The following is a 23,227-nucleotide window of genomic DNA, read 5'->3' on the forward strand; positions in this document are numbered from 1 at the left end:
AGAAAAACGTAACGAGCCACGTTTTATGCTGATGCTTGTTACGTTTTTCATCCGTTTTTAAATTTTTTTAGAAAAAAGGATTTTTGTTAATCAAATAAATAGTATTTTTAATATATTTGTATTATAATTAACATTTGTGAAAAAATGATCTAATATAAGATTGTTTTCCTAACACTATTTATTGTGGTTAGGTTTATTCATCTTGAATTTAAGGAATTATAGAAATAAGAAAACTGTATAAATAATTTTCTAAAAAAGTGTCGAAAGTTGCAGGAATTTTTCACTTTTTATAGAAATTAGATGTTGGTGATGTAAATGGCAGGACAAATTCCTGAGGAAACAGTAGACGAAATTCGTCGATCTAATGATATTGTGGATGTCGTTGGAGAATATGTTTCATTAAAGAAACAAGGAAGAAATTATTTTGGGCTCTGTCCTTTCCACGGAGAAAACACGCCATCATTTTCTGTTACGCAAGAAAAACAGATTTTTCATTGTTTTGGTTGTGGAAAAGGTGGAAATGTGTTTACCTTTCTTATGGAAATAGAAGGATTTACGTTCCAGCAAACCGTTCAATATTTAGCTGAAAAAAGTGGTCATTCCTTGCCTGCTTCGGTAGGACAAGAAACAGACCAAGAAAATAACAGTGAAGAGCAGATACATTTGAAGGCTTTTGCTTGGTTAACTAAATTATATCATCATTTATTACGTCATACTAAAGAAGGTAAGCAAGCTTATCAGTATTTATTGGATCGCGGTTTTACCGATGAAATGATTGATTTATTTCAATTGGGTTATGCTCCTCAATCAAGAGAATTGGTAGTGCAATTCTTAGAGAAAAAAGGATTTCATACACAACAAATGATCCGTGCTGGTGTGTTAACAGCAAATGAACAAAATCAAGCAAGTGATCGTTTTCGAGGTAGAGTGATTTTCCCGATCCGAAATCATCTTGGCAAAAGTATTGGGTTCGGTGGCCGTACGATTACAGATCAAGAACCAAAATATTTAAACAGTCCAGAGTCTGCTTTATTTCAAAAAGGTAGACTGTTATTTAATTTTGATTTAGCTAGAAGCACCATTCGAAATAGTGAACAAGCAGTACTATTTGAAGGGTATATGGATGTTATTTCAGCTTATCAAGCAGGTATTAAGAATGGAGTAGCAACCTTAGGAACTTCTATTACGGAAAATCAAGCTAAGCTGTTAAATCGCTATGTTAATACGGTTATAATCTGTTATGATGGCGATCAAGCAGGCATTGATGCCTCTTATAAGGCTGCAAGGTTGTTGCATCAAGTAGATTGTAATGTGAAAGTAGCGTCAATCCCAGAAGGACTAGATCCTGATTCATACATTGTAAAGTATGGGGAGAATCGCTTTCAAAATGAAATTATTGAAGTAAGCAATACGTATATGACGTTTCTAATGGAGTATTTAAAAAAAGATTATAACCTTCAATTAGAAGGAGATCGTATGCAATATATCGAAAAAGTAATAGATGAACTTGCAACGATCAAACGTCCGATGGAAAGAGAGTACTATGCAAAGGAACTAGCGAATACCTATGATCTATCGATAAATACAATGATGCAGGAAATTAAAGATCGTAGGAAGAAATTAGGCGTACAACAGGATAACCAACAAACATCTAGCCATACTAGGAACAAAGTTGGTTTTAGTAAGCAAAAAAAATTATTGCCTGCTTATCATAAGGCAGAGAAGCAATTACTTGCTTATATGTTACACGATGTCTCGATTGCCGAAAATGTAAAAGAAAGACTTGGTGCTTCTTTTAACCTAGATCTGCATAAAATTATTGTGACGCATTTATATGCTTTTTATGAAGAAGGAAACAATGCTAATATTAGTCAATTCATTGAACGAATAGACGATACTACAATAAAAAATGAAATAGTGGAAATTGCAATGGAACCAATACATCCAGATGTTAGCGATAAAGAAATTCAAGATTACATTTGGTTGATTAAAGCTGAACAAGAAGATAAAGCAACCATCCGATCATTACAACAAGCACAAAAGCAAGCAGAAGTACAAAAAGACTTCGTTAAAGCAGCGCAGATTGGCATGGAAATATTAGAAATACAAAAAAAAATAAAAAATGCTAATTCATGATATAGCAGTAGTTTTGGAAGGAGGGGGACTCATGGCAAATAATAAGCCATCACGTTCAAAAGAAAATGAAAATGAACTGACTTTAGATCAAGCAAAAGAACAATTATTGGAAATTGGTAAAAAGCGAGGCGTATTAGCTTATGAAGAAGTTGCTGAGCGCTTATCTGGCTTTGAACTAGAATCAGAACAAATGGACGAATATTATGAGTACCTAAGTGAACAGGGAATTGAAATCATTGGTGATTCGGAAGAAGATCCAAGTATGCAACAAATCGCAAAAGAAGAAGAATTCGATTTAAATGATCTTAGTGTCCCGTTGGGCATAAAGATAAATGATCCAGTTCGGATGTATCTAAAAGAAATTGGCCGTGTAGATTTACTGTCAGCAGCAGAAGAAATAAACTTGGCTGAACGCATCGAGCAGGGTGATGAAGAAGCCAAACGTCGATTAGCAGAAGCGAACTTACGTTTAGTTGTAAGTATTGCAAAACGTTATGTTGGTCGTGGTATGCTCTTCTTAGATTTAATTCAAGAAGGAAACATGGGATTAATTAAAGCAGTTGAGAAATTTGACTATCGCAAAGGATTTAAATTTAGTACTTATGCAACATGGTGGATCCGTCAAGCGATTACTAGAGCGATTGCTGACCAAGCTAGAACGATTCGTATTCCAGTGCATATGGTGGAAACAATTAATAAATTAATCCGTGTACAGCGACAACTATTACAAGACTTTGGTCGGGAGCCAACTCCTGAAGAAATCGGAGAAGAGATGGAGTTAACACCGGATAAAGTGCGAGAAATCCTTAAAATAGCTCAAGAACCTGTATCTTTAGAGACACCAATTGGTGAAGAAGATGACTCCCATCTAGGTGACTTTATTGAAGATCAAGAAGCAACATCCCCTTCTGATCATGCAGCATATGAACTATTAAAAGAACAATTAGAGGATGTATTAGATACCTTAACTGATCGAGAAGAAAATGTACTTCGCTTGCGCTTTGGTTTAGATGATGGACGCACAAGAACACTAGAAGAAGTAGGAAAAGTCTTCGGCGTTACACGTGAACGTATTAGACAGATTGAAGCTAAAGCATTACGTAAATTACGTCATCCAAGTCGTAGTAAGCGACTTAAAGATTTTCTTGAATAGCATTTAAAAATGATTAGGCTCAGTCATTTGCTACCAATTATTAATGATTAGTTGGGCAGATTGACTGTGTCTTTTTTTATATCAACTCTACAAACCTGCTAAACTATAGATGTTGAATCATTAAACATGTTGAGGTGGTAACTACCATGCCTGAAGAAAGAAAAACGATTATTATTAAAGAAATTCAGCATTGGAAAAAAAATCATCTACTACCAGAGAAATATTGCGATTTTTTATTAGCATTGTATACAGAAGGAAATACAGAAAACGTTAATCATAATCAATCAAACCCTATGGAATCAACAGGTGTAAAACCATTACATGTCCTTATTATTTCTTTAAATATTTTCTTATTACCAGTTACATTTATTGTATTATATTTTACTCAATTAAGTAGTTACTTGCAAGTCGGCTTTGGAAGTTTGATGATAGTACTTAGTTATAGCTTTTATATAATCGTAAAGACCAAGTTAGATTTTTCAGCTAACTACCCGTTATTCATTTTATTAGTAATTATCCTTTTTGTTACAAGTTATTTATCACAACAATTATTCCAAAATCAATTAATTATTGCATTAATAGCATTGACTCAGTTAATCATTTGGATAGGTTTTGGATTGAAACAAAAAAATAAACTACTTTCTATTGCTGGAATAGTTGGATTTATCTTTTGCTTGGTATATTTTGTGAGTTAAACAGATTAGGTTTTCTCTCCTACGTTGATGTAAGATAAAATAAATATAAAAAAATTAATACAAAAATTAAGACGAAATTGAACGAATGACCTAAGGAGATTGAACAATGAATGATAAAACGTTATCAAAACGATTACAACTAGTTGCGCATTATCTTCCACAACATGCTAACTTTGTTGATGTAGGAAGTGATCACGCCTATTTGCCCTCTTATGTTTGTTCACAAGATTTACAGGCTCGGGCAATTGCAGGCGAAATAAATGAAGGACCGTACTTAAGTGCAAAACAACATGTTGCGGCATTTGGGTTAACAGATCAAATTGAAGTGATTCAAGGAGATGGTCTAAGTGTAATCGAAGGTCGTCTAGTGGACCAAGTTGTAATTGCTGGAATGGGTGGCACATTGATTCGCTCTATTTTGCAACAAGGTGCAACCAAACTCTTTCACGTTAGTCGAATCATTGCACAACCCAATGTCGATGCCCCAGAGGTTCGGCAATGGTTCTATCAAAACAATTATCAACTAGTAGCCGAGGAAATCATTAAAGAAGATGGTCATATTTATGAGATATTGGTAGCAGATAAAGGTGATCCTACTACTCCATATGATGAAAACCAGTTGGAGCGTCAACTTTTCTTTGGACCTTATTTACTACAAGAAAAAACGGAGATCTTTATAGAAAAATGGAAAGCAGAGAAAAATAAGCGTGAACGAATTGTTACCCAAATGCATCAAGCGAAAATGATTAATTATGAAAAAATTAACATGTTTTTAAATGAAATAAAAATAATAGAGGAGGTTTTAGTTCGTGACGAACAAAGTACTCGCTAAAGATATTATTCAAATGCTAGAATATTGGGCGCCTAAAGAACTTGCGTATGATTGGGATAATGTTGGTCTGCAACTAGGCACATTAAATAAAGAAGTCAAAAAAGTAATGATTAGCCTAGATGTGTTAGAAAATGTTGCAGATGAAGCAATTGCTAACGACATCGACTTAATTATCGCGCACCATCCACTTTTATTTAAAGCAACAAAACAAATCAATGTCGATCAACCTAAAGGAAAAACGATTGCCAAACTATTAAAACATGATATCACTGTATATGCGGCACATACCAATTTAGATATCGCTTTTGGCGGTGTCAATGATATGTTAACAAAGCAATTAGACATAACGAACACAGACGTATTAGTTCCATCGGGCGAAGAAGCTTATCTGAAACTTGTGGTTTATGTACCAACTGAAAAGGTAGACGAAGTTAAACAAGTGTTAGGAGATAATGGGGCAGGGCATTTGGGGAATTATAGCCATTGTACTTTTGAACAAAAGGGTACAGGTTCCTTTACTCCACAAGGTGATGCCACCCCGTATATTGGAACAATAGGAAAAGAAGAGCAAGTCAATGAAGTGAAATTAGAGACTATTATTCCTTCAACTGCTAAAGACTTTTTTGTTCGTACCTTACTAGATGTTCATCCATATGAGGAACCGGCATATGATCTTATTCCACTAGCGAACGAAGGGAAGACAATTGGTGTCGGTAGAATAGGGACGATCAGAGAGGAACGAACATTAAGAGAATTTTGTGAAGATGTTAAAGAGAAACTGGATGTACCTGCGCTACGTAGCATTGGCGACTTAAATAAAAAAATCAAGAAAGTAGCTGTACTTGGTGGGAGTGGTCAAGGTTATATTGCGCAGGCAAAACGTTTAGGAGCCGACGTCTATCTTACAGGAGATTTAACCTTTCATGATGCACAAGAAGCATGGGAAATGGGCTTAGCCGTCATTGATCCTGGTCATCATGTAGAAAAAGTGATGATTGAAGGTTTAATACAATTCTTTGAAAAACAAGAACTGTCAATCACATTTGTTGCCGCTAAAAGCAGTACAGAACCATTCCAGTTTTTGTGAAGTATTTTTTTCTTTCAAAAGTACTTATTCACTATAGATGATGAAATTGACTTTATTTATGTTTATAATAAAAACGTAGTAATAATCGAAACTTGTCGCTATCTTTTTAAAAAGAACGTTTAGAGGAGTATTAATAATGAAAAACCATCAATTTAAGCAATATCAACTACATGAATGGATCTATGATGTTATTGATCAACTGACATTCCAAGCACCAACGCCTATTCAACAAAAAGTAATTCCTGCTGCATTAAGAAGGGAAAATATCATTGGTCAATCACATACTGGATCGGGAAAAACACACGCATTTTTAATTCCGTTGTTTAATCAGCTGGACTTAGATAAGCAAGAAGTACAATTTGTGATTACCTCCCCCACTAGAGAGTTGGCAACACAAATTTATAATGAAGCCAAAAAAATGATTGATTACGCCCCAAATGGGGGTCAGATTGATGCGAAATTATTAATTGGTGGAACAGATAAAAAACGAACAATTGAAAAATTAAATAAACAACCACAGATTGTAATTGGTACACCAGGTCGCATTCTAGATTTGATTGAAGAAGGAGCTTTGGACATTTACTCAGCTCGCTCTTTTGTGGTAGATGAAGCGGATTTAATGTTAGATTTAGGTCTTATTGATGAAATTGACAAAATGCTTGTACGAGCACATGAGAAGATACAAATGTTTGTATTCTCAGCAACTATACCTGAACGATTGAAACCATTTCTAACCAAATACATGTTTAATCCATCGTATTTTCATATTAAAGATCATTTTGCACCAGAAACAATTGAGCATCGGTTAATTCCGTTGAAACACCGTCCTATTGCAGAAGTTATTCATCATATCTCAAAAGCGATTAATCCTTATATCGCTATCATCTTTACTAATGGAAAAACTGCTGCAGATGAATTATTTCAACAACTACAGGAAAAAGGGCTTAATCCTGGTATTATTCATGGTGGATTGAAGCCAAGAGAGCGTAAACGAGTACTTAAGGATATCCAAGGATTAAGGTATCAATATATTGTTGCTACTGATCTAGCGGCTAGAGGTATTGATATTAAAGGCGTTAGTCATGTTATTAATGCGCAAATGCCAAAAGAAGAAGAATTTTATATTCATCGTGTTGGTAGAACGGCTAGAGCTGGAATGGAAGGCACTGCAATAAATATTTATACAGATGAAGATAAGCCATTAATTAAGAAGCTAGAAGAACGCGGACTTGACTTTACCAATTATGATATTGTAAAAAGTGAATGGCGTGAGATTAAAGCTTGGAATGAACGAACCCAACGTAAAAAAGAAGGGCATGACGTTGATAGAGAGGCTTGGAGTAAAGTAAAAAAACGCAAAAAAGTAAAACCGGGTTATAAAAAGAAAATGAAATATCAACACAACAAAATAAAAAAACAATTAAATAAAAAGAAATATAAAAAATAAAGATTAACGCAACTTGGTAAGGAGAGGTGTTTGTTTTGAAGATAGGATCACATGTTTCAATGAGTGGTAAAAAAATGCTGTTAGGTTCAAGTGAAGAAGCAGCATCTTATGGTGCATCAGCATTCATGATTTATACAGGTGCACCGCAAAATACAAGACGAAAAGCCATTGAAGAGTTAAATATTGAAGCTGGTAAAGCACATATGAAAGAAAATGGCATTGAAGAAATTGTAGTACATGCACCATATATTATTAATTTAGGCAACACAACTAAAAAGGAGACATTTGAATTAGGTGTTTCTTTTATGCAAAGTGAAATACAACGAACAGAAGCTATAGGTGCAAAGCAAATCGTACTTCACCCTGGTGCACATGTTGGACAAGGTACAGAAAAAGGGATTGCAAAAATAATTGAGGGTTTAAACGAAGTGTTAGAGCAAGATCAAGATGTTCAGATCGCACTAGAGACAATGGCGGGCAAAGGTTCAGAAGTGGGTCGCACATTTGAAGAAATAGCTCAAATTATAGACGGTGTCAAGCGTAATGAAAAACTGTCTGTTTGTTTTGATACTTGTCACGTACATGATGCTGGTTATGATATTGTTAATGATTTTGATGGTGTGCTAGATACATTTGATCGAATCGTAGGGTTAGATCGTCTAAAAGTGATCCATGTAAATGACAGCAAAAACCCAATAAGTGCACATAAAGACCGCCATGAAAATATTGGATTTGGTTACATTGGTTTTGATGCGCTCCGCTATATTGTGCATCACGAACAATTAAAGCATCTACCTAAAATCTTAGAAACACCATATGTAGGAGAAGATAAAAAAAATAAAAAACCTCCTTATAAGTTTGAAATAGACATGCTTAAAACAGCTCAGTTTGATAGTCAACTAAAAGAAAAAATTTTAAATCAATAACATGAGTCAATTTCATAATTCAATATTTGTTTGACAAACACGAATAATATAATTATATGTAGCATACCAGCTCCGTGCAGTCAGCAAATGAGGTCGCTTTCCGAAGGCATCGCCTCAGCTAACTTTCGTAGCAAAAACCGCTACGAAAGTGGATCTTCGGCTGATGCTATTCCTTCAGGAGTCTCCCCATTGCTTCCTTCACTTTTTAAACAACGTATAAATTAAAGAAAATAAGATGCAATGTTCGTGTTTTATTAAATAGAAATAAATTATGAAATCGACTCACATACCAAGCATTAAGTTTAAACCTCACTATCGATGGTCTTTCATCGTTATAGTGAGGTTTTTTCGACTTTAGTGACTTTGTTAAGAAAACCAACCTTCAACACCATACTGTTTAATTAACTGGTTAAATAAACGTTGGGCTTGTTTTGCAGTATTTAGATCCGTTATTTGAGCCAGTTTTTTAAACATTTTCATTCGATCAGATTCTAATAGGGGATTGAGTTCATTTGCGTGCAGAAAAGATGCAATCTGCACTGCTTGTTCGGACGTAATGACTACATCATATTGCTTGGCATAGTGAAGGAGTTCTGTCGAAGTAATACCTTTTAACTTTTTCTTTATCATCTGTTGAACAAATCCTTGCATGACCACCGCTCCTATAAATTATTCCTATTCTTTCTTATCTGTATGCAACAATAGCTTGAAAAGTGTGTATTAGTTGCAATTAATTAGAATCTACGTTAGGATATCAAGCTATAGGAAGAATAAGGACATGCAGGAAGGAGTAAGCACATGCGTAGAGATTTTACTGTTGCATTGTTAGCAATTGTATCAACCATAGCAATTATCTTCATACTCTCATTCAAACATTACCAAACACAAATTGATGCACTTACTACCAAAAATAAATTTTTAATGCAACAAAACGAACAATTAGAAGCAGAAATATCATACAATGAAAAGACTTTGATTGATCTTGAAAAAACTAATTATCTTGATTGGGCAAGTTTAGAAACTACCGCGAAGAGTTTTACCGAAGACAGTAGTGGAAATTTTAAAACTTCTTGGGGAATATATTTAGCGAATGAAGCAAAAAAGTATGCTATTGATCCTTACTTAGTATATGAATTATTAAAAGTTGAAACAGGTGGTACGTTTAATCCTAAGTTAGTTGGTCCAGAAACAAAATATGGACATGCTTACGGTATGTCGCAATTTATGAAAAATACTGCACCATGGATCGCTGATATGGCAGGTTTACCATACGAGGATAAGTTACTATTAGACCCTTATTATTCCATCCAACTATCGATTTGTTATCTTGATTACTTGCATCACGAATATGGCAATTGGGATGAGGCATTAACTGCTTATCACAGAGGTATAGCAGGCATGGAAGCTTATAAACAAAAAAATGGTACAGCGAAAAGTGACTATGCCTTAACGATTCAGCAGAATGCAAAAACACATCGTACAGTCGCTTTTGCAAACTAATTGGAAGATATTCGCCAGGGTGAAATCTTAAAAAAACCGCAAACTATAAAGGCACCTCAATAAAGGAAAGTGGGGGTCTTATGATGGAACAAAATAATGAACAGCGTAATAGTCATGTGGAAGATGCGCCAAAATTTGGAGAAGATGAGAAGGCTGCAACAGATGCATTTGCACAGCATGCGATGATTCAAGGAGACATGAATGGATACAATCGCAGAGAATTTGACGAAGAATATGCGCAAGAAATGACTGCAGGTGGGTTTAATGAACCTATTACTACTGATCCAGAAACAAAGCAACGAGCAGAAGTTGATTCAAAAACTGGTTTTGGTTGGTTTGGTGTAGTTATGGCAATTGCTTCATTTTTCATCTTACCTGTGTTTTTTAGTATTGGCGGGATCATCTTAGGATTTATGGCTAAGCGTAATGGCGCAGATATACTGGGTAACACAGCGATAATTGCTGGTGCGCTGTCATTTATCATCACATTGTTTATCGTTCCAATGGTTTAGAAATTGAAAGGAGCTACATAGCGTAGCTCCTTTTTTGTTAATTGTATTGAGGGAATAAATAAGTTACTTTAGTTTTAAGGTTAGATGGATGAATGGATGGATTTAATTGTATGAAATCATTGCGAACTTTGGTTAAATCATATTCGGTTAGGTTTGGATTTAATTGATCAATAACACTTATAAATGTATCTTGTTCCTTCATTTGATAGGACACAACATTAAAACTGATTTGGTTTTTCGTTTCTGATAGTTCGCCTGTTAACGGCTCATTCATCGATGAATTGTTTGTTAAATCTACTATAACACTATATAACAGTAAGAATAATAAAAAGCATAGTATAATTTTTTTGGAAACAATCATAAACTCACGCTCCATCCAGGTGAAACTTTTATGATACACAGACCGTATAATTAAAATAAGAGGAAAAAGGGTGGTGTGAAGATGTTTTTAGATATTAGCTGGATGAGTTTTGTCATCGTAGGATTAGGAACTTTATTTATGGTGGGAGAACTATTAGTCAACATGCGAGGATTATCAGCCATTTTAGGTTTTGGATTTATTGCAATATATTTCTTAAATTATTTAGAACCAGGCATGTTTATCATTATGCTTATTATTTATTTAATTGGATTATTACTCATTATTATCGATGGCAAAGTAATTAACGATGGAACCCTAGCCACGATAGGTGCTCTTTGTATGATTTTCTCAGTGGGGTTCAGTTCGCCAAATTGGACAGCTGGACTATATGCTATTTCTGGTGTGATTATTGGGGGGGTAAGCTCACTTTTTTTCCTGAAAGTTTTTCCAAAAAGGAAGATGTGGGGCAAACTAGCATTGCTTGATCAACTAACAGAGGAGAAAGGGTACAGTACCATGAATAAAACCTATAAAAGTTTAATTGGACATGAAGGGATAACACTAACTGATATGCACCCAGTAGGAACTGTTAGAATTAATCAACAAGACTATAGTGCTGTTTCAAATGGGCAATGGATTGAAAAGAATAAAGCAATTGTTGTGAAACAAGTGGATGGTACAAAGATATTAGTTGAACCAATCTATAATAAAAAATAGATTGGGTGTAATAGGGCAAAATAAAAAATAGAAGAACTATACTGATATGATATCATGTATAGTTCTTTTTTAAGGTAAAAGCCCTTAAAAATTATTGGTTATAGTAACATTAAACTACTTATTTATCCAAATTAAACCAAAATAAGTACGTCCACTTGCTATAATGTTAATTCTATGTAAATTTTCATTAAAAAACTTTACATATAACCAATAATGACTTAATAATAAGAAGGGTGTTTTATATATTTTTTAATTTTTAGAAGGGATGAACATCTAGATGCAGATTGACGTACAGACACTTGTATTTGAATTTGTGGGTGGTTTAGGTATTTTCTTAATTGGACTGAAGTTTATGGGAGAAGGACTACAGAAGTCCGCAGGGGACAAGCTTCGAGATATTCTAGACCGTTTCACAAGTAATCCTTTTATGGGAGTATTAGCAGGAATTATAGTTACCGTATTAATTCAAAGTAGTTCTGGAACCACCGTGTTAACTGTTGGATTGGTTAATGCCGGTTTTATGACCTTACGCCAATCCATTGGTGTAATCATGGGCGCCAATATTGGAACAACTGTTACTGCATTTATTATCGGTGTAGATATCGGTGCCTATGCTTTACCAATTTTAGCAATTGGGGCATTTTTATTATTTTTCTTTAAAAATAATCGGATTACTTATGTAGGACAAGCTATCTTTGGTTTTGGTGCTCTGTTCTTTGGCTTAGAGTTAATGAGTTCCGGTATGGAACCATTACGTGAAGTACAAGCTTTTAAAGATTTAACGGTTAGTATGAGTGATAATGCCGTTTTAGGTGTGGTTATCGGCACTTTATTTACATTTATTGTCCAAAGTTCTAGTGCAACAATTGGTATATTGCAAGAGTTATTTAATGCTGATGCCATCAGTTTAAAAGCTGCTTTACCAGTGTTATTTGGTGATAATGTAGGTACAACTATAACTGCTGTTCTGGCATCAATTGGGGCAAGTATTGCGGCTAAGCGAGCAGCCTATACACATGTTATTTTTAATTTGATTGGGACTACCATCTTCATTATTTTAATTGTTCCTTTTAATGAACTTGTCCTGTTTTTGCAATCACAACTTCATTTAAATGATCCAATGACGATCGCATTCGCACATGGAACGTTTAATGTTACAAATACAATTATGCAATTCCCGTTTATAGGAGTGCTTGCTTTCTTAGTAACGAAATTGATCCCTGGTGAAGATACATTAGTTGAATACAAACCAAAGCATTTGGATCCAATTTTCATTCAACAATCTCCATCTGTGGCACTTGACCAAGCAAAAGAAGAAGTACTTCGTATGGGGGAATATGCACACAAAGGGTTAGAAGAATCTAGTCAGTACTTAAATAATCACAATCAAAAGCATGCTGAATTAGCTTTACAAATTGAAGGGGCTCTTAATAACCTAGATAAAGAGATAACGCATTATTTAGTTCAATTATCAGGAACTTCATTTTCAGAAGCTGAGAGTAACAAACACTCCGCTTTACTAGACTCTGTGCGAGACATTGAGCGAATCGGTGATCATTTTGAGAATATTATAGAATTAATTCAATATAAAATTTCAAATAAAGTATCATTAACAGCGCAAGCCAATATAGATTTGAATGACATGTTTGATCTGACGGCCATTACATTAAAACAAGCGATTCAAGCATTGGGGGATATGGATCGTGAAGCTGCATTAGAAGTTGTTCATAAAGAAAATCAAATTGACCAAATGGAACGTACTTTCCGTAAAAAACATATTATTCGTTTAAATGAAGGTGTATGTGATGGGGCAGCCGGTATCGTATTCGTTGATATTTTAAGTAATTTAGAGCGAATCGGGGACCACGCAGTTAATATAGCTGAAGAAGTGCTTGACGATAAAAACTCAAATCCACAATAAATATGTAAAGGGGGTTACCCCCTTTACATATATGTTTAAGCTACATTGCATATTGAAGAAAAGAGAGAACGAATAAGAGTTTTTCAAAAAAGTCTTGAATGATTTTGATGTACATGCTATATTATTCTTGTTGCAAAAAAGATTTCCATAAACATATTGACGAAAAAAAGTATACGTGTTATATTATATATCGTCGCTTCACATAGTACTCAATTATTCCACAGTAGCTCAGTGGTAGAGCTATCGGCTGTTAACCGATCGGTCGCAGGTTCGAATCCTGCCTGTGGAGCCAATATGGCGGTGTAGCTCAGCTGGCGAGAGCGTACGGTTCATACCCGTGAGGTCGGGGGTTCGATCCCCTCCGCCGCTACCATATTTATAGTAATTTTACCATGAAAATAAAATGGCGGTCGTGGCGAAGTGGTTAACGCACCGGATTGTGGTTCCGGCATACGTGGGTTCGATTCCCACCGGTCGCCCCATTACAAAGATTGGACCCTTAGCTCAGTTGGTTAGAGCTATCGGCTCATAACCGATCGGTCGCAGGTTCGAATCCTGCAGGGTCCACCATTTATATAGCATCGTACGGAGGAGTACCCAAGTCCGGCTGAAGGGATCGGTCTTGAAAACCGACAGGGGCTTCACGGCCCGCGGGGGTTCGAATCCCTCCTCCTCCGCCATATTACATAATATTAAAAGTTAATTGGGCTATAAGTTAGACATAACATTCTGGCTCGGTAGCTCAGTCGGTAGAGCAACGGACTGAAAATCCGTGTGTCGGCGGTTCGATTCCGTCCCGAGCCATCTTTAAAACAAGCATTTTTAATGCTTGTTTTTTTGTGCGCATAAATATGGGCTCTATACTGAATGTGTTGTTCTTGATTTATACCAATGTATTACATGTCCAACTTACTAATATGTTTAGTTCACTTCAAAACAGGAAACATACTTGTAACAGATATTATTAATATAAAGGAGTTATCGGTATGACTCGTGAAGAAAAAGTACAAAAAGCGATTCAGCTTGTTAAAGAACAAAAACAAAATTTATTACACAAAGAAAATATGCAAAATGAAAAGAATAATATGCTCACAGATGAAGTGGACAATGAATTATCGAATTATGACAACCATCCAGCTGACCAAGGTTCAAATCTGTTTGAACGTGAAAAAGATATGGCGCTAAATGAATTTACAGAACAACAGATGAACGAGGTTGAGCAAGCTTTAGCAGATATTGATCACGGTACTTATGGATTATGCAACGTATGTGGTAAAAAAATTGCTGGTGATCGATTGTTAGCTATGCCAACAACGCAATATTGTATTGATCACGCAACAGACAATGAAAGAATTAATGGTCGACCTGTAGAAAATAATATATTTGAAGAATCCATTACAGCGAATGATGACACATATGAAGAAGACGAGGAAACTGGATTTGATCGAGAGGACACGTGGCAAGCGGTAGGTCAGTATGGTTCCTCGAATAGTCCATCAGATTTTACTAATCCAAAAGCTGATTATGAAGAAATGTATATCGATTCCGAAGAAAGAGCAGGTAAAACAGAACCGACTGATCGACTCGCCATAGCAGATTTTGAAGGCGATAATCAGCTAAATCAAGAAAAAAAGAAAAAAAAGTAAGTTTAACCAAGACACAAAAAGTAAATATATATTATGTAGGGAAAATAGTTCAGATATTAAAGCAGAAAAGTTGCATCGTTGTAATGGCTTTGATAATCTAATTAATAGAAGAAAAACGAATTTTTTGTGAACGTTTTTCTTACATAACTATTTAAGGAGGAATTAATCATGGCAAAATTTGAATTACCAGAATTACCCTATGCATATGATGCATTAGAACCACATATTGACAAAGAGACAATGAACATTCACCATACGAAACACCATAATACGTATGTAACAAAATTGAATGCTGCCTTGGAAGGTCATGCGGATCTACAAGAAAAATCATTAGATGAGCTACTTTCTGACTTAGATAGTGTACCAGAATCTATTCGTACAGCTGTACGCAATAATGGTGGTGGACATGCAAACCACAGCCTTTTCTGGACATTACTTTCACCAAATGGTGGCGGTGAACCAACAGGAGAACTAGCTGATAAAATTAACGCTACATTTGGTAGCTTTGATGAATTTAAAGAAAAATTCAAAACTGCAGCTACTGGCCGTTTCGGATCGGGCTGGGCTTGGTTAATCGTTGATAATGGTAACCTTGAAATTACAAGTACACCAAACCAAGACACACCAGTAATGGAAGGAAAAACACCTATCCTCGGTATTGACGTTTGGGAGCACGCTTATTATCTTAAATATCAAAACAAACGTCCAGATTACATTGCAGCATTCTGGAATGTAGTAAATTGGGATGAAGTTGCTAAATTATATCAAGCAGCTAAATAAGTGAAATTAATCAAAGAGCTAAGCGCTACGAGAGTGCTTAGCTCTTTTTATCGTTTTAAAGTAATCTACTTTAAAAGATGTAAATAATTTTCTTATTTTTTCTTTAGTTTTAAATACAGTATATCTCGTTTTCTTTTGTTCACAATAGAAGTAGAACAAAAAGGAGACAAATTATGAAGAAGAAATATTTACATATACTAATTGGTGATATGGAAGTTAATCGAGATTTAAAATTACTGCTCACGATTGGCGGCTTATACGCATTAGCGACTTTTTTGTCCAACACATTCGTTAATATTTATTTGTGGAAACAAACAAATGATTATGTTGCGATAGCCGTCTATAACTTGTTTATTTACATTTTACAACCAATAACGTTTATTGTTGCTGGTAAACTAGCCAAAAAAGTTGATCGCGTATTAGTTCTCCGGTTAGGGGTTAGTACGTTAGCGATCTTTTTTTTGACTGTGCTTATTGTTGGGGAAAAGGCCGCTAATTTTAATATGTTGCTCGGGGCATTGCTAGGGATTGGTTATGGGTTCTATTGGCTAGCTTTTAATGTGTTAACATTTGAAATAACCGAACCTGAGACAAGAGATTTTTTTAATGGGTTCCTAGGATTGATGCAATCATTTGGCGGCATGATTGGTCCTATTATCGCTGGTTATATCATTTCTCAGTGGGATAGTTCGCAAGGATACACAATAATTTTCACAGTTTCTTTCTTTTTATTTATTGGAGCAGTAACATGTAGCTTCTTTATTAATCGTCGTAGAGCCGAAGGGAAGTTTTTTTTCAAACGAATTGTAACTGAGCGTCGACATAATAAGAATTGGCGTCGTATTTTATATGCGCATGTTTTGCAAGGGTTACGAGAAGGTATTTTCGTTTTTGTTATTTCTATTTGGGTTTTTATCGCTACAGGCAGTGAATTAGCTTTAGGTACATTCAATTTAATTTTTTCTGGTTTTTCTTTTCTATGTTATTATGCAGCTACCCGAATCATTAAACCACATTTACGAAAGCGATCAATCTTTATTGGTGGTTTAATACTTTTTTTAGCGCTCTTTATTATAATTGCAAAATTAAATTATACAATACTCTTAATATATGGCGGTATCATTGGTATTGCTTATCCACTTTTTACAGTGCCATATGCCTCACTTACTTATGATGTCATTGGAACCGCTTGGAAAGCAAAAGAGTTGCGAATTGAATATATTGCTGTCAGAGAAGTCTTTTTAAATATTGGTCGCGTTAGTTCGATCATATTATTCCTAATTTGCATTCAACTTGCTCCACCCGCTTCAAGTATACCTGTTTTATTAATGTTGCTAGGTGGCGGACATTTCTTTGTATATTTTGTGATTAAAGGAATATCCTTACCTTCTTTGTCGAAAAAAAGCCCACCTACTGTAAAAGGAGACATAATCTCTCATGAAAATCGTTAAATTACATGTTATAATGATAACAGCAAATTAATAGGGGGAAACATGTAATGGGGAAAAAGAAAAAAACGAATAGATCACAAATTCCCTTCCGTTTAAATATATTATTTATCTTTGTATTTTTGTTATTTTCTTTACTAATTTTACAACTCGGTGTTGTGCAAATTCTAAATGGAGAAGAAGCACAAAAAGAAATTGATCAAACGGAAAGTTCACGTGCTTATATTTCTGTTCCTAGAGGGTTGATGTATGATCGTTTCGGAAAATTGATATTAGATAATGAGTCGACGCGTTCAATCACATATACCCCTCCCAAAAATGGACATAGTGCTGAGGAACGATTAAATATAGCAAAAAAATTAGCAACTTTTATTACAATGGAAGAAGATCAAGAAGCGCTAGCTTCGATGATTCGAGAAAGAGATAAAAAAGAGTATTGGTATTTGTTTCATGCAAAAGAAGCTGCAAAACGTTTAAGCGATAAAGAAAAGGAAATGGACAGCGGTGATCAATACCAAGCGATGTTGGACAAGATTAAACAAGAGGACTATAACGAGTTTGATTGGTCAGACCCTAATCTGTTAAACGTAGTTGCGATTAAGAAAGAATTAGATGCTGCAACAGAATTCACACCACATATTGTAAAAAATGAGGGTGTAACTGAAAAAGAGTATGCTATGGTCTCTGAGCACCTATATGAATTAGAAGGTATTGATGCCACAATTGACTGGAACCGAGTATCTAAAGTGGAGGACACGCTTTCTACATTTATTGGTAACATTAGTACAACTGATCAAGGTATTCCGCAAGATAACGAAGATTATTACTTAACACGTGGCTATAGTCGTAATGACCGTGTGGGTACTAGTGGATTAGAAGAAGAGTATGAAGAAAATCTTAGAGGACAGAAAAAGGTTGTAGAATTTACAACCAATAACAATAATGAAATTGTTGGTCAAAAAACCATTAATGACGGACAAAGCGGAAATGATCTCGTCTTAACGGTTGATATTGAATTGCAGCAAGCAGTTGATCAAATTGTACAAGAAGAGTTAGAAAAATATATTGAATCGAATCCATACGAGAATCGATTTATGGAAGATGCTATGGTGGTCATGATGGATCCTCAAACAGGCGAAGTGTTAGCTATGTCTGGTGCTGCTTATGATAAAGAAAAAGGCGAAGTCTATGATGAAGGTTATCGAACTATCTATAACACGAATGTACCAGGATCAGTAGTGAAAGGTGCTACTGTTTTAGCAGGATTAGATTCAGGGGTGATTAGTCCAGGTGAACATCTATATGATTCTCCAATAAAAATTGCAGGCTCTCGCACAATTAGTTCTTACAAAAACATGGGGTCGATTAGTGATATACAGGCTATTGAAAAATCATCGAATATTTACATGTCAAAAATTGCAATTCGTTTAGCTGGTGCGGATTATCAAGCGGGTCAACCTTTACGAAACTTTGACTTTTCCGCTTTTCAAACTTTACGAAACTACTATAGTCAATTTGGATTAGGTGTGGAAACCGGCATTGATTTACCATATGAAGCGCCAGGTTTGATTGGTTCCAGTCCAAATGCTGCTAACCTGTTGTTTCTTGCTTTTGGTCAATATGATACGTACACTACATTACAATTAGCACAATATGTATCTACAGTTGCAAACGATGGTTATCGCGTTCGGCCGCATTTAGTTAAAGAAATACGTCAAGCGAATGGGTCGAAAGAAAAGCTTGGTCCAGTTGTGAATACAATTGAAACAGACGTGTTAAATAAAATTGAAATGAAACAAGATTATATTGAACGTGTGCAAACTGGATTTAGACGCGTGATAACACAAGGAACCGCTAGTAGTCAATGGAGCAGTAATTCCCATCAAGTTGCTGCGAAAACTGGTACAGCGCAAAATATGGTATCGACCGATAATGGTTTAAAAGAAACTTATAACCTCTCTTTAATTGGTTATGCACCATACGATAATCCCGAAGTTGCTTTTGCCATCATTGTCCCACGAACTGGTACAGGGAATGATCAACATGGTATTCACCATAATATCGGTAATAAAATTATTAATAAGTATTTCGAACTAAAAGAAAAACGTTCTGAAGGACAATCAGATGATAATTCAGATCAATCTACAAACGCTCAAAGTGAATAGAAAGCATAATAAGTTCAAAGAAGGAAAAGCTACAAGTAGTAGCTTTTCTTTTTTTGTTTCGACAAAAGATCATCAATTTACACAATCTTTACATTCAGTTAACCACAAGTTTATACAAAATCGTTATGATGAACTTGTGGCCTAAAGAGCCAAGCCCAAACAAAAAAATTAGGGGGAAACATTTTATGAAGAAAATGAAATTAGTCGGTTTCGCATTATTACTAGTCTTAACAATAGGCTTCCTTGCTGCGTGTGGTAGCGGTGAAGATGGTGATTCTAGTAGTGAATCAGAAAACACAAATACGGAAAGCACAGAAGATGCAGGGAATGCTGATTCTGAAGGAACTGCTTCTGGTACATTAACTATTTCTGGTTCAAGTGCAATGCAACCACTTGTTGCTGCTGCAGCAGAACAATTCATGAGCGAAAATCCTGATGCAGACATACAAGTGAATGCTGGTGGATCTGGTACTGGATTAAGTGAAGTTTCTGAAGGTCAGGTTGACATTGGTAATTCTGATGTCTTTGCTGAAGCTAAAGATGGTATTCCTGCTGATGAACTAGTAGACCATAAAGTAGCGGTAGTTGGAATGACAGCTGCAATTCACCCAGAAGCTGGAGTGGAAGATATTTCTAAAGAAGATCTAATCAAAGTTTTCACAGGAGAAATTACTAACTGGTCAGAGCTTGGTGGAGCAGATCAAGAAATCACACTAGTAAATCGTCCAGATTCTTCAGGAACTCGTGCTACCTTTGTTGATTTCGGTTTGGATGGAGCAACTCCTGCTGAAGGTGTAACAGAAGATTCTTCTAACACAGTACGCCAAATTGTTGGAGACACTCCTGGAGCAATTGGATACTTAGCATTCTCTTACTTTACAGATGATTCTGTTGTAGCAATGTCAATTGATGGCGTAGAACCAACAGACGAAAATGTACAATCTGGTGATTTTCCAATTTGGGCTTATGAACACTCTTATACGAATGGTGAACCAGAAGGTTTAGCAAAAACTTTCTTAGATTACTTAATGAGTGATGAAGTGCAAAATAACATTGTTCCTGAACAAGGTTACATTGCAGCTTCAAAAATGGAAGTGCAAAGAGACGCAGAAGGAAAGCAAACTGAAGCTAACTAATAATAAATAAAAGATATAGAAATTATGCTGCTAATTAGGGTGAATGTAGATGCATTTGCCCTAATATGCCTATTTTTAGGGGTGAAAACATGAAGGATGAACAAACTATCACAGCTGTACAACAACGATTACTTAAAAGTAGACAAGGGAAAGCTAAAAAAAATGAATTTACTGGTCGGTTTATCGTTACAGTAGCAGCAATTATTATGATAGTAGCAACAATATCTATTACTATTTTCCTGGCAACAAAGGGTTTGCAGTCCTTTTTAGTAAGTGGTGTAAGCCCAATTGAGTTTTTAACCAGTACTGATTGGAATCCTACTGCAGATGAAAATCCATCATTTGGCGCGTTTCCGTTTATCTTTGGAACATTAGCTGTTACTTTTTTATCTGCTTTAATCGCTGGTCCCATTGGGATTGGTGGTGCTATTTTTATGTCTGAAATCGCACCTTCTTGGGGCAAAAAAGTACTTCAGCCCGTTATCGAATTGCTAGTAGGGATTCCCTCAGTCGTTTATGGATTCATAGGCCTTACAGTACTTGTACCATTTATGCGTAATACATTTAGTGGAGCGCAAACTGGTTTTAGTTTATTATCAGGTGTCATTGTATTATCAGTTATGATCTTACCAACAATAACTTCGATAGCTACAGACGCGATGATTTCATTACCTAGCAATTTAAGACAAGGTTCGTATGCATTAGGCGCAACGCGTTGGCAAACGATTAAGAAAGTATTAATACCTGCTGCAATACCTTCACTATTAACTGCAATTGTATTAGGTATGGCAAGAGCATTTGGTGAAGCTTTGGCTGTTCAAATGGTGATTGGAAATGTAAGAGCAATTCCAGACTCAATTTTAGAACCCGCAGCAACGTTAACAACAATTATCACATTGAATATGGGACATACAACGTACGGTAGTGTGGAAAATAACACACTATGGTCAATGGGACTTGTATTATTAATTCTATCATTTATTTTCATTTTAATTATCCGTTATCTTTCCAGTAGGAGGAAGCTATAATGAACAGCAAAGTATCAGACCGGATTGCAACAGGGGTATTCGTTCTATTAGCATCCATAATTGTATTATTATTAGTAAGTTTGTTTGGATACATTTTGGTTCGAGGTGTACCACATATATCGCTTGATTTCTTAACAACAGAGTCAAGTACAGTTAGTGCTGGTGGCGGTATCCGTGATCAACTGTTTAACTCATTTTATGTTTTATTTATTACCATGCTTATTACTGTGCCTTTAGGTGTTTGTGGTGGTATTTACATGGCTGAGTATGCAAAGCCTGGTAAATTAACTAATTTTATTCGTTCATGTATTGAAATGCTTGCATCATTACCATCTATTGTTGTTGGGATGTTTGGACTTTTAATTTTTGTAAATACATTTGATTGGGGTTACTCCATTATTGGTGGTGCCTTAGCACTTACCATTTTCAATATCCCTACCATGGTACGAGTGACAGAAGACTCCATTCGTTCTGTGCCGGGGGAATTGAAAGAAGCTAGTCTAGCATTAGGAATTACCCATTGGCATACGATAAAAACGGTTATCTTACCAAGTGCGTTTCCTGGAATATTAACTGGTGCGATATTAGCAGCAGGAAGAGTTTTTGGTGAGGCAGCTGCATTACTATTTACAGTTGGTTTATCTACACCTCGTTTAGACTATGGTAATTGGAATCCATTTTCAGAAGATTCTCCTTTAAATTTAATGCGACCAGCTGAGACATTATCGGTTCATATATGGGCTACGAATACAAATGGTATTATCCCAGATATTGATGCTGTTTCTGCAGGTGCTTCCGCCATCCTAATTTTATCCGTGCTTTTATTTAATTTGATTGCTCGATGGTTAGGTAGCGTCATTCATAAGAAGTACACAGCAAGTAAATAACATGATAGGGGGCTATTAAGTTATGTCACGTTCAATTACATTAGAAATACCTGAACAAAAGTCTGAAGAAGTAAAAGAGAATAATAAAGCAACCGATATAGTTTTAGATATTAAAGACTTAAGTGTTTATTATGGGGAGAATCAAGCAGTAAAGCATGCCTCTTTTCCAGTTTATAAAAACCAAGTTACCGCACTGATAGGACCATCCGGTTGCGGTAAGTCAACTTTTCTTCGAACAATTAATCGAATGAATGACTTGATTCCGATTGCTCACAATAAAGGCGAAATTGTCTATGAAAATGCTGTTAATTTATTATCTGATGAAGTGGACATTATTGCATTACGTAAAGAAATTGGAATGGTATTTCAAAAACCAAATCCTTTTCCAAAATCAGTCTACAATAATATTGCACATGCACTGCGGTTTTATGGCATTACCAAAAAGAAAGAGTTAAATCGTATTGTGGAAGAAAGTTTAAAAAAAGCTGTGCTTTGGGATGAAGTGAAAGATAGATTACACGAATCAGCACTTGCTCTATCTGGTGGTCAGCAACAACGTTTATGTATTGCACGTACGTTGGCGATGGAGCCTAATCTATTACTATTGGATGAACCAGCTTCAGCATTAGATCCTGTATCCAATGCAAAGATAGAAGAACTTATATTACACTTGAAAGAAGATTATTCAATTGTCATTGTTACACATAATATGCAACAAGCTTCTCGTATTTCCGATAAAACGGCATTTTTCCTTAATGGAAATGTTGTTGAATATGATGATACGAAAAATATTTTCACCAATCCAAGTAAAAAAGAGACGGAAGACTACATTTCCGGTAGATTTGGTTAA

General features: G+C 35.5%; 21 protein-coding genes and 6 tRNA genes. 25 read left to right on the forward strand and 2 right to left on the reverse strand.

Going from position 1 to position 23,227, the window contains the following annotated elements; translation table 11 throughout:
* Nucleotides 1–315: 315 nt before the first annotated feature.
* The 7 genes from dnaG to DES48_RS00520 all read left to right on the forward strand — a co-directional run bounded on the left by dnaG (nucleotide 316) and on the right by DES48_RS00520 (nucleotide 8,276).
* On the forward strand, nucleotides 316–2,136 hold the full coding sequence (gene dnaG / locus DES48_RS00490; protein WP_113865989.1) for a DNA primase: 1,821 nt from the start codon (nucleotides 316–318) through the stop codon (nucleotides 2,134–2,136).
* Nucleotides 2,137–2,167: 31 nt separating this feature from the next.
* Nucleotides 2,168–3,289, forward strand: a complete 1,122-nt coding sequence (gene rpoD / locus DES48_RS00495) for an RNA polymerase sigma factor RpoD (RefSeq protein WP_113865991.1) — start codon at nucleotides 2,168–2,170, stop codon at nucleotides 3,287–3,289.
* A 146-nt stretch (nucleotides 3,290–3,435) separates the two neighbouring features.
* A complete protein-coding gene (locus tag DES48_RS00500; RefSeq protein WP_079708477.1) occupies nucleotides 3,436–3,984 on the forward strand; it encodes a hypothetical protein in 549 nt (182 codons plus the stop codon).
* Nucleotides 3,985–4,090: 106 nt separating this feature from the next.
* On the forward strand, nucleotides 4,091–4,816 hold the full coding sequence (locus DES48_RS00505) for a tRNA (adenine(22)-N(1))-methyltransferase (protein WP_113865993.1): 726 nt from the start codon (nucleotides 4,091–4,093) through the stop codon (nucleotides 4,814–4,816).
* A 13-nt stretch (nucleotides 4,817–4,829) separates the two neighbouring features.
* On the forward strand, nucleotides 4,830–5,903 hold the full coding sequence (locus DES48_RS00510) for a Nif3-like dinuclear metal center hexameric protein (RefSeq protein WP_245911267.1): 1,074 nt from the start codon (nucleotides 4,830–4,832) through the stop codon (nucleotides 5,901–5,903).
* Between the two features lie 136 nt (nucleotides 5,904–6,039).
* Nucleotides 6,040–7,350, forward strand: a complete 1,311-nt coding sequence (locus tag DES48_RS00515) for a DEAD/DEAH box helicase (RefSeq protein WP_113865997.1) — start codon at nucleotides 6,040–6,042, stop codon at nucleotides 7,348–7,350.
* Between the two features lie 35 nt (nucleotides 7,351–7,385).
* A complete protein-coding gene (locus DES48_RS00520; protein ID WP_113865999.1) occupies nucleotides 7,386–8,276 on the forward strand; it encodes a deoxyribonuclease IV in 891 nt (296 codons plus the stop codon).
* A 366-nt stretch (nucleotides 8,277–8,642) separates the two neighbouring features.
* Here DES48_RS00520 and DES48_RS00525 read toward each other — a convergent pair whose 3' ends face one another.
* On the reverse strand, nucleotides 8,643–8,927 hold the full coding sequence (locus tag DES48_RS00525) for a DUF2624 domain-containing protein (RefSeq protein WP_113866001.1): 285 nt from the start codon (nucleotides 8,925–8,927) through the stop codon (nucleotides 8,643–8,645).
* Between the two features lie 147 nt (nucleotides 8,928–9,074).
* Between DES48_RS00525 and DES48_RS00530 the strand changes: the two genes are divergently transcribed.
* Nucleotides 9,075–9,776 carry a transglycosylase SLT domain-containing protein gene (locus tag DES48_RS00530; protein ID WP_113866003.1) on the forward strand — a complete coding sequence of 234 codons (702 nt, stop codon included), beginning with the start codon at nucleotides 9,075–9,077 and terminating at the stop codon, nucleotides 9,774–9,776.
* An 83-nt stretch (nucleotides 9,777–9,859) separates the two neighbouring features.
* The gene (locus tag DES48_RS00535; RefSeq protein ID WP_079708484.1) at nucleotides 9,860–10,288 is read left to right on the forward strand and encodes a hypothetical protein; all 429 of its coding nucleotides are present in this window, start codon (nucleotides 9,860–9,862) and stop codon (nucleotides 10,286–10,288) included.
* A 37-nt stretch (nucleotides 10,289–10,325) separates the two neighbouring features.
* Here DES48_RS00535 and DES48_RS00540 read toward each other — a convergent pair whose 3' ends face one another.
* Nucleotides 10,326–10,649 carry a hypothetical protein gene (locus DES48_RS00540; protein ID WP_113866005.1) on the reverse strand — a complete coding sequence of 108 codons (324 nt, stop codon included), beginning with the start codon at nucleotides 10,647–10,649 and terminating at the stop codon, nucleotides 10,326–10,328.
* An 81-nt stretch (nucleotides 10,650–10,730) separates the two neighbouring features.
* On the opposite strand from DES48_RS00540, the gene DES48_RS00545 reads away from it, so the two are divergent.
* From DES48_RS00545 to pstB, 16 genes are all read left to right on the forward strand, one after another.
* The gene (locus DES48_RS00545; RefSeq protein WP_113866007.1) at nucleotides 10,731–11,366 is read left to right on the forward strand and encodes an NfeD family protein; all 636 of its coding nucleotides are present in this window, start codon (nucleotides 10,731–10,733) and stop codon (nucleotides 11,364–11,366) included.
* Nucleotides 11,367–11,643: 277 nt separating this feature from the next.
* Nucleotides 11,644–13,287, forward strand: coding sequence for a Na/Pi cotransporter family protein (locus tag DES48_RS00550; RefSeq protein ID WP_113866009.1), 1,644 nt, complete (start codon nucleotides 11,644–11,646; stop codon nucleotides 13,285–13,287).
* A 217-nt stretch (nucleotides 13,288–13,504) separates the two neighbouring features.
* Nucleotides 13,505–13,579 (forward strand) — tRNA-Asn (locus DES48_RS00555).
* Between the two features lie 4 nt (nucleotides 13,580–13,583).
* Nucleotides 13,584–13,660 (forward strand) — tRNA-Met (locus DES48_RS00560).
* 33 nt (nucleotides 13,661–13,693) lie between these two features.
* Nucleotides 13,694–13,769: transfer RNA gene (locus DES48_RS00565), tRNA-His, on the forward strand.
* 11 nt (nucleotides 13,770–13,780) lie between these two features.
* Nucleotides 13,781–13,857: transfer RNA gene (locus DES48_RS00570), tRNA-Ile, on the forward strand.
* Between the two features lie 17 nt (nucleotides 13,858–13,874).
* Nucleotides 13,875–13,967 (forward strand) — tRNA-Ser (locus DES48_RS00575).
* A gap of 51 nt (nucleotides 13,968–14,018) precedes the next feature.
* A tRNA-Phe gene (locus tag DES48_RS00580) sits at nucleotides 14,019–14,091 on the forward strand.
* Nucleotides 14,092–14,273: 182 nt separating this feature from the next.
* A complete protein-coding gene (locus DES48_RS00585; protein ID WP_113866011.1) occupies nucleotides 14,274–14,933 on the forward strand; it encodes a TraR/DksA C4-type zinc finger protein in 660 nt (219 codons plus the stop codon).
* 168 nt (nucleotides 14,934–15,101) lie between these two features.
* On the forward strand, nucleotides 15,102–15,713 hold the full coding sequence (gene sodA / locus DES48_RS00590) for a superoxide dismutase SodA (protein WP_079708489.1): 612 nt from the start codon (nucleotides 15,102–15,104) through the stop codon (nucleotides 15,711–15,713).
* 173 nt (nucleotides 15,714–15,886) lie between these two features.
* A complete protein-coding gene (locus DES48_RS00595) occupies nucleotides 15,887–17,164 on the forward strand; it encodes an MFS transporter (protein ID WP_079708490.1) in 1,278 nt (425 codons plus the stop codon).
* Between the two features lie 47 nt (nucleotides 17,165–17,211).
* Nucleotides 17,212–19,326, forward strand: coding sequence for a peptidoglycan D,D-transpeptidase FtsI family protein (locus DES48_RS00600; protein ID WP_113866013.1), 2,115 nt, complete (start codon nucleotides 17,212–17,214; stop codon nucleotides 19,324–19,326).
* Between the two features lie 185 nt (nucleotides 19,327–19,511).
* Nucleotides 19,512–20,462 carry a phosphate ABC transporter substrate-binding protein gene (locus DES48_RS00605; protein WP_079708492.1) on the forward strand — a complete coding sequence of 317 codons (951 nt, stop codon included), beginning with the start codon at nucleotides 19,512–19,514 and terminating at the stop codon, nucleotides 20,460–20,462.
* A gap of 89 nt (nucleotides 20,463–20,551) precedes the next feature.
* On the forward strand, nucleotides 20,552–21,490 hold the full coding sequence (gene pstC, locus DES48_RS00610) for a phosphate ABC transporter permease subunit PstC (RefSeq protein ID WP_113866015.1): 939 nt from the start codon (nucleotides 20,552–20,554) through the stop codon (nucleotides 21,488–21,490).
* Nucleotides 21,490–22,377, forward strand: a complete 888-nt coding sequence (gene pstA, locus DES48_RS00615; RefSeq protein WP_113866017.1) for a phosphate ABC transporter permease PstA — start codon at nucleotides 21,490–21,492, stop codon at nucleotides 22,375–22,377. Before pstC ends, pstA begins: the two co-directional genes overlap by 1 nt.
* A 22-nt stretch (nucleotides 22,378–22,399) precedes the next feature.
* On the forward strand, nucleotides 22,400–23,227 hold the full coding sequence (gene pstB, locus DES48_RS00620) for a phosphate ABC transporter ATP-binding protein PstB (protein WP_113866019.1): 828 nt from the start codon (nucleotides 22,400–22,402) through the stop codon (nucleotides 23,225–23,227).

Source organism: Paraliobacillus ryukyuensis (assembly GCF_003315295.1).
Classification (GTDB): domain Bacteria; phylum Bacillota; class Bacilli; order Bacillales; family Amphibacillaceae; genus Paraliobacillus; species Paraliobacillus ryukyuensis.

What these genes read in the sequence shown, in the direction of transcription:
- DES48_RS00500 (WP_079708477.1), top strand. Translation starts at nt 3,436, where the DNA reads ATGCCTGAAGAAAGAAAAACGATTATTATTAAAGAAATTCAGCATTGG.
- DES48_RS00525 (WP_113866001.1), bottom strand. Translation starts at nt 8,927, where the DNA reads ATGCAAGGATTTGTTCAACAGATGATAAAGAAAAAGTTAAAAGGTATT.
- DES48_RS00550 (WP_113866009.1), top strand. Translation starts at nt 11,644, where the DNA reads ATGCAGATTGACGTACAGACACTTGTATTTGAATTTGTGGGTGGTTTA.
- DES48_RS00505 (WP_113865993.1), top strand. Translation starts at nt 4,091, where the DNA reads ATGAATGATAAAACGTTATCAAAACGATTACAACTAGTTGCGCATTAT.
- DES48_RS00535 (WP_079708484.1), top strand. Translation starts at nt 9,860, where the DNA reads ATGGAACAAAATAATGAACAGCGTAATAGTCATGTGGAAGATGCGCCA.
- DES48_RS00540 (WP_113866005.1), bottom strand. Translation starts at nt 10,649, where the DNA reads ATGATTGTTTCCAAAAAAATTATACTATGCTTTTTATTATTCTTACTG.
- DES48_RS00600 (WP_113866013.1), top strand. Translation starts at nt 17,212, where the DNA reads ATGGGGAAAAAGAAAAAAACGAATAGATCACAAATTCCCTTCCGTTTA.
- DES48_RS00530 (WP_113866003.1), top strand. Translation starts at nt 9,075, where the DNA reads ATGCGTAGAGATTTTACTGTTGCATTGTTAGCAATTGTATCAACCATA.
- sodA (WP_079708489.1), top strand. Translation starts at nt 15,102, where the DNA reads ATGGCAAAATTTGAATTACCAGAATTACCCTATGCATATGATGCATTA.
- rpoD (WP_113865991.1), top strand. Translation starts at nt 2,168, where the DNA reads ATGGCAAATAATAAGCCATCACGTTCAAAAGAAAATGAAAATGAACTG.
- DES48_RS00605 (WP_079708492.1), top strand. Translation starts at nt 19,512, where the DNA reads ATGAAGAAAATGAAATTAGTCGGTTTCGCATTATTACTAGTCTTAACA.
- pstB (WP_113866019.1), top strand. Translation starts at nt 22,400, where the DNA reads ATGTCACGTTCAATTACATTAGAAATACCTGAACAAAAGTCTGAAGAA.
- DES48_RS00595 (WP_079708490.1), top strand. Translation starts at nt 15,887, where the DNA reads ATGAAGAAGAAATATTTACATATACTAATTGGTGATATGGAAGTTAAT.
- DES48_RS00515 (WP_113865997.1), top strand. Translation starts at nt 6,040, where the DNA reads ATGAAAAACCATCAATTTAAGCAATATCAACTACATGAATGGATCTAT.
- pstA (WP_113866017.1), top strand. Translation starts at nt 21,490, where the DNA reads ATGAACAGCAAAGTATCAGACCGGATTGCAACAGGGGTATTCGTTCTA.
- pstC (WP_113866015.1), top strand. Translation starts at nt 20,552, where the DNA reads ATGAAGGATGAACAAACTATCACAGCTGTACAACAACGATTACTTAAA.
- DES48_RS00545 (WP_113866007.1), top strand. Translation starts at nt 10,731, where the DNA reads ATGTTTTTAGATATTAGCTGGATGAGTTTTGTCATCGTAGGATTAGGA.
- DES48_RS00585 (WP_113866011.1), top strand. Translation starts at nt 14,274, where the DNA reads ATGACTCGTGAAGAAAAAGTACAAAAAGCGATTCAGCTTGTTAAAGAA.
- DES48_RS00510 (WP_245911267.1), top strand. Translation starts at nt 4,830, where the DNA reads ATGCTAGAATATTGGGCGCCTAAAGAACTTGCGTATGATTGGGATAAT.
- dnaG (WP_113865989.1), top strand. Translation starts at nt 316, where the DNA reads ATGGCAGGACAAATTCCTGAGGAAACAGTAGACGAAATTCGTCGATCT.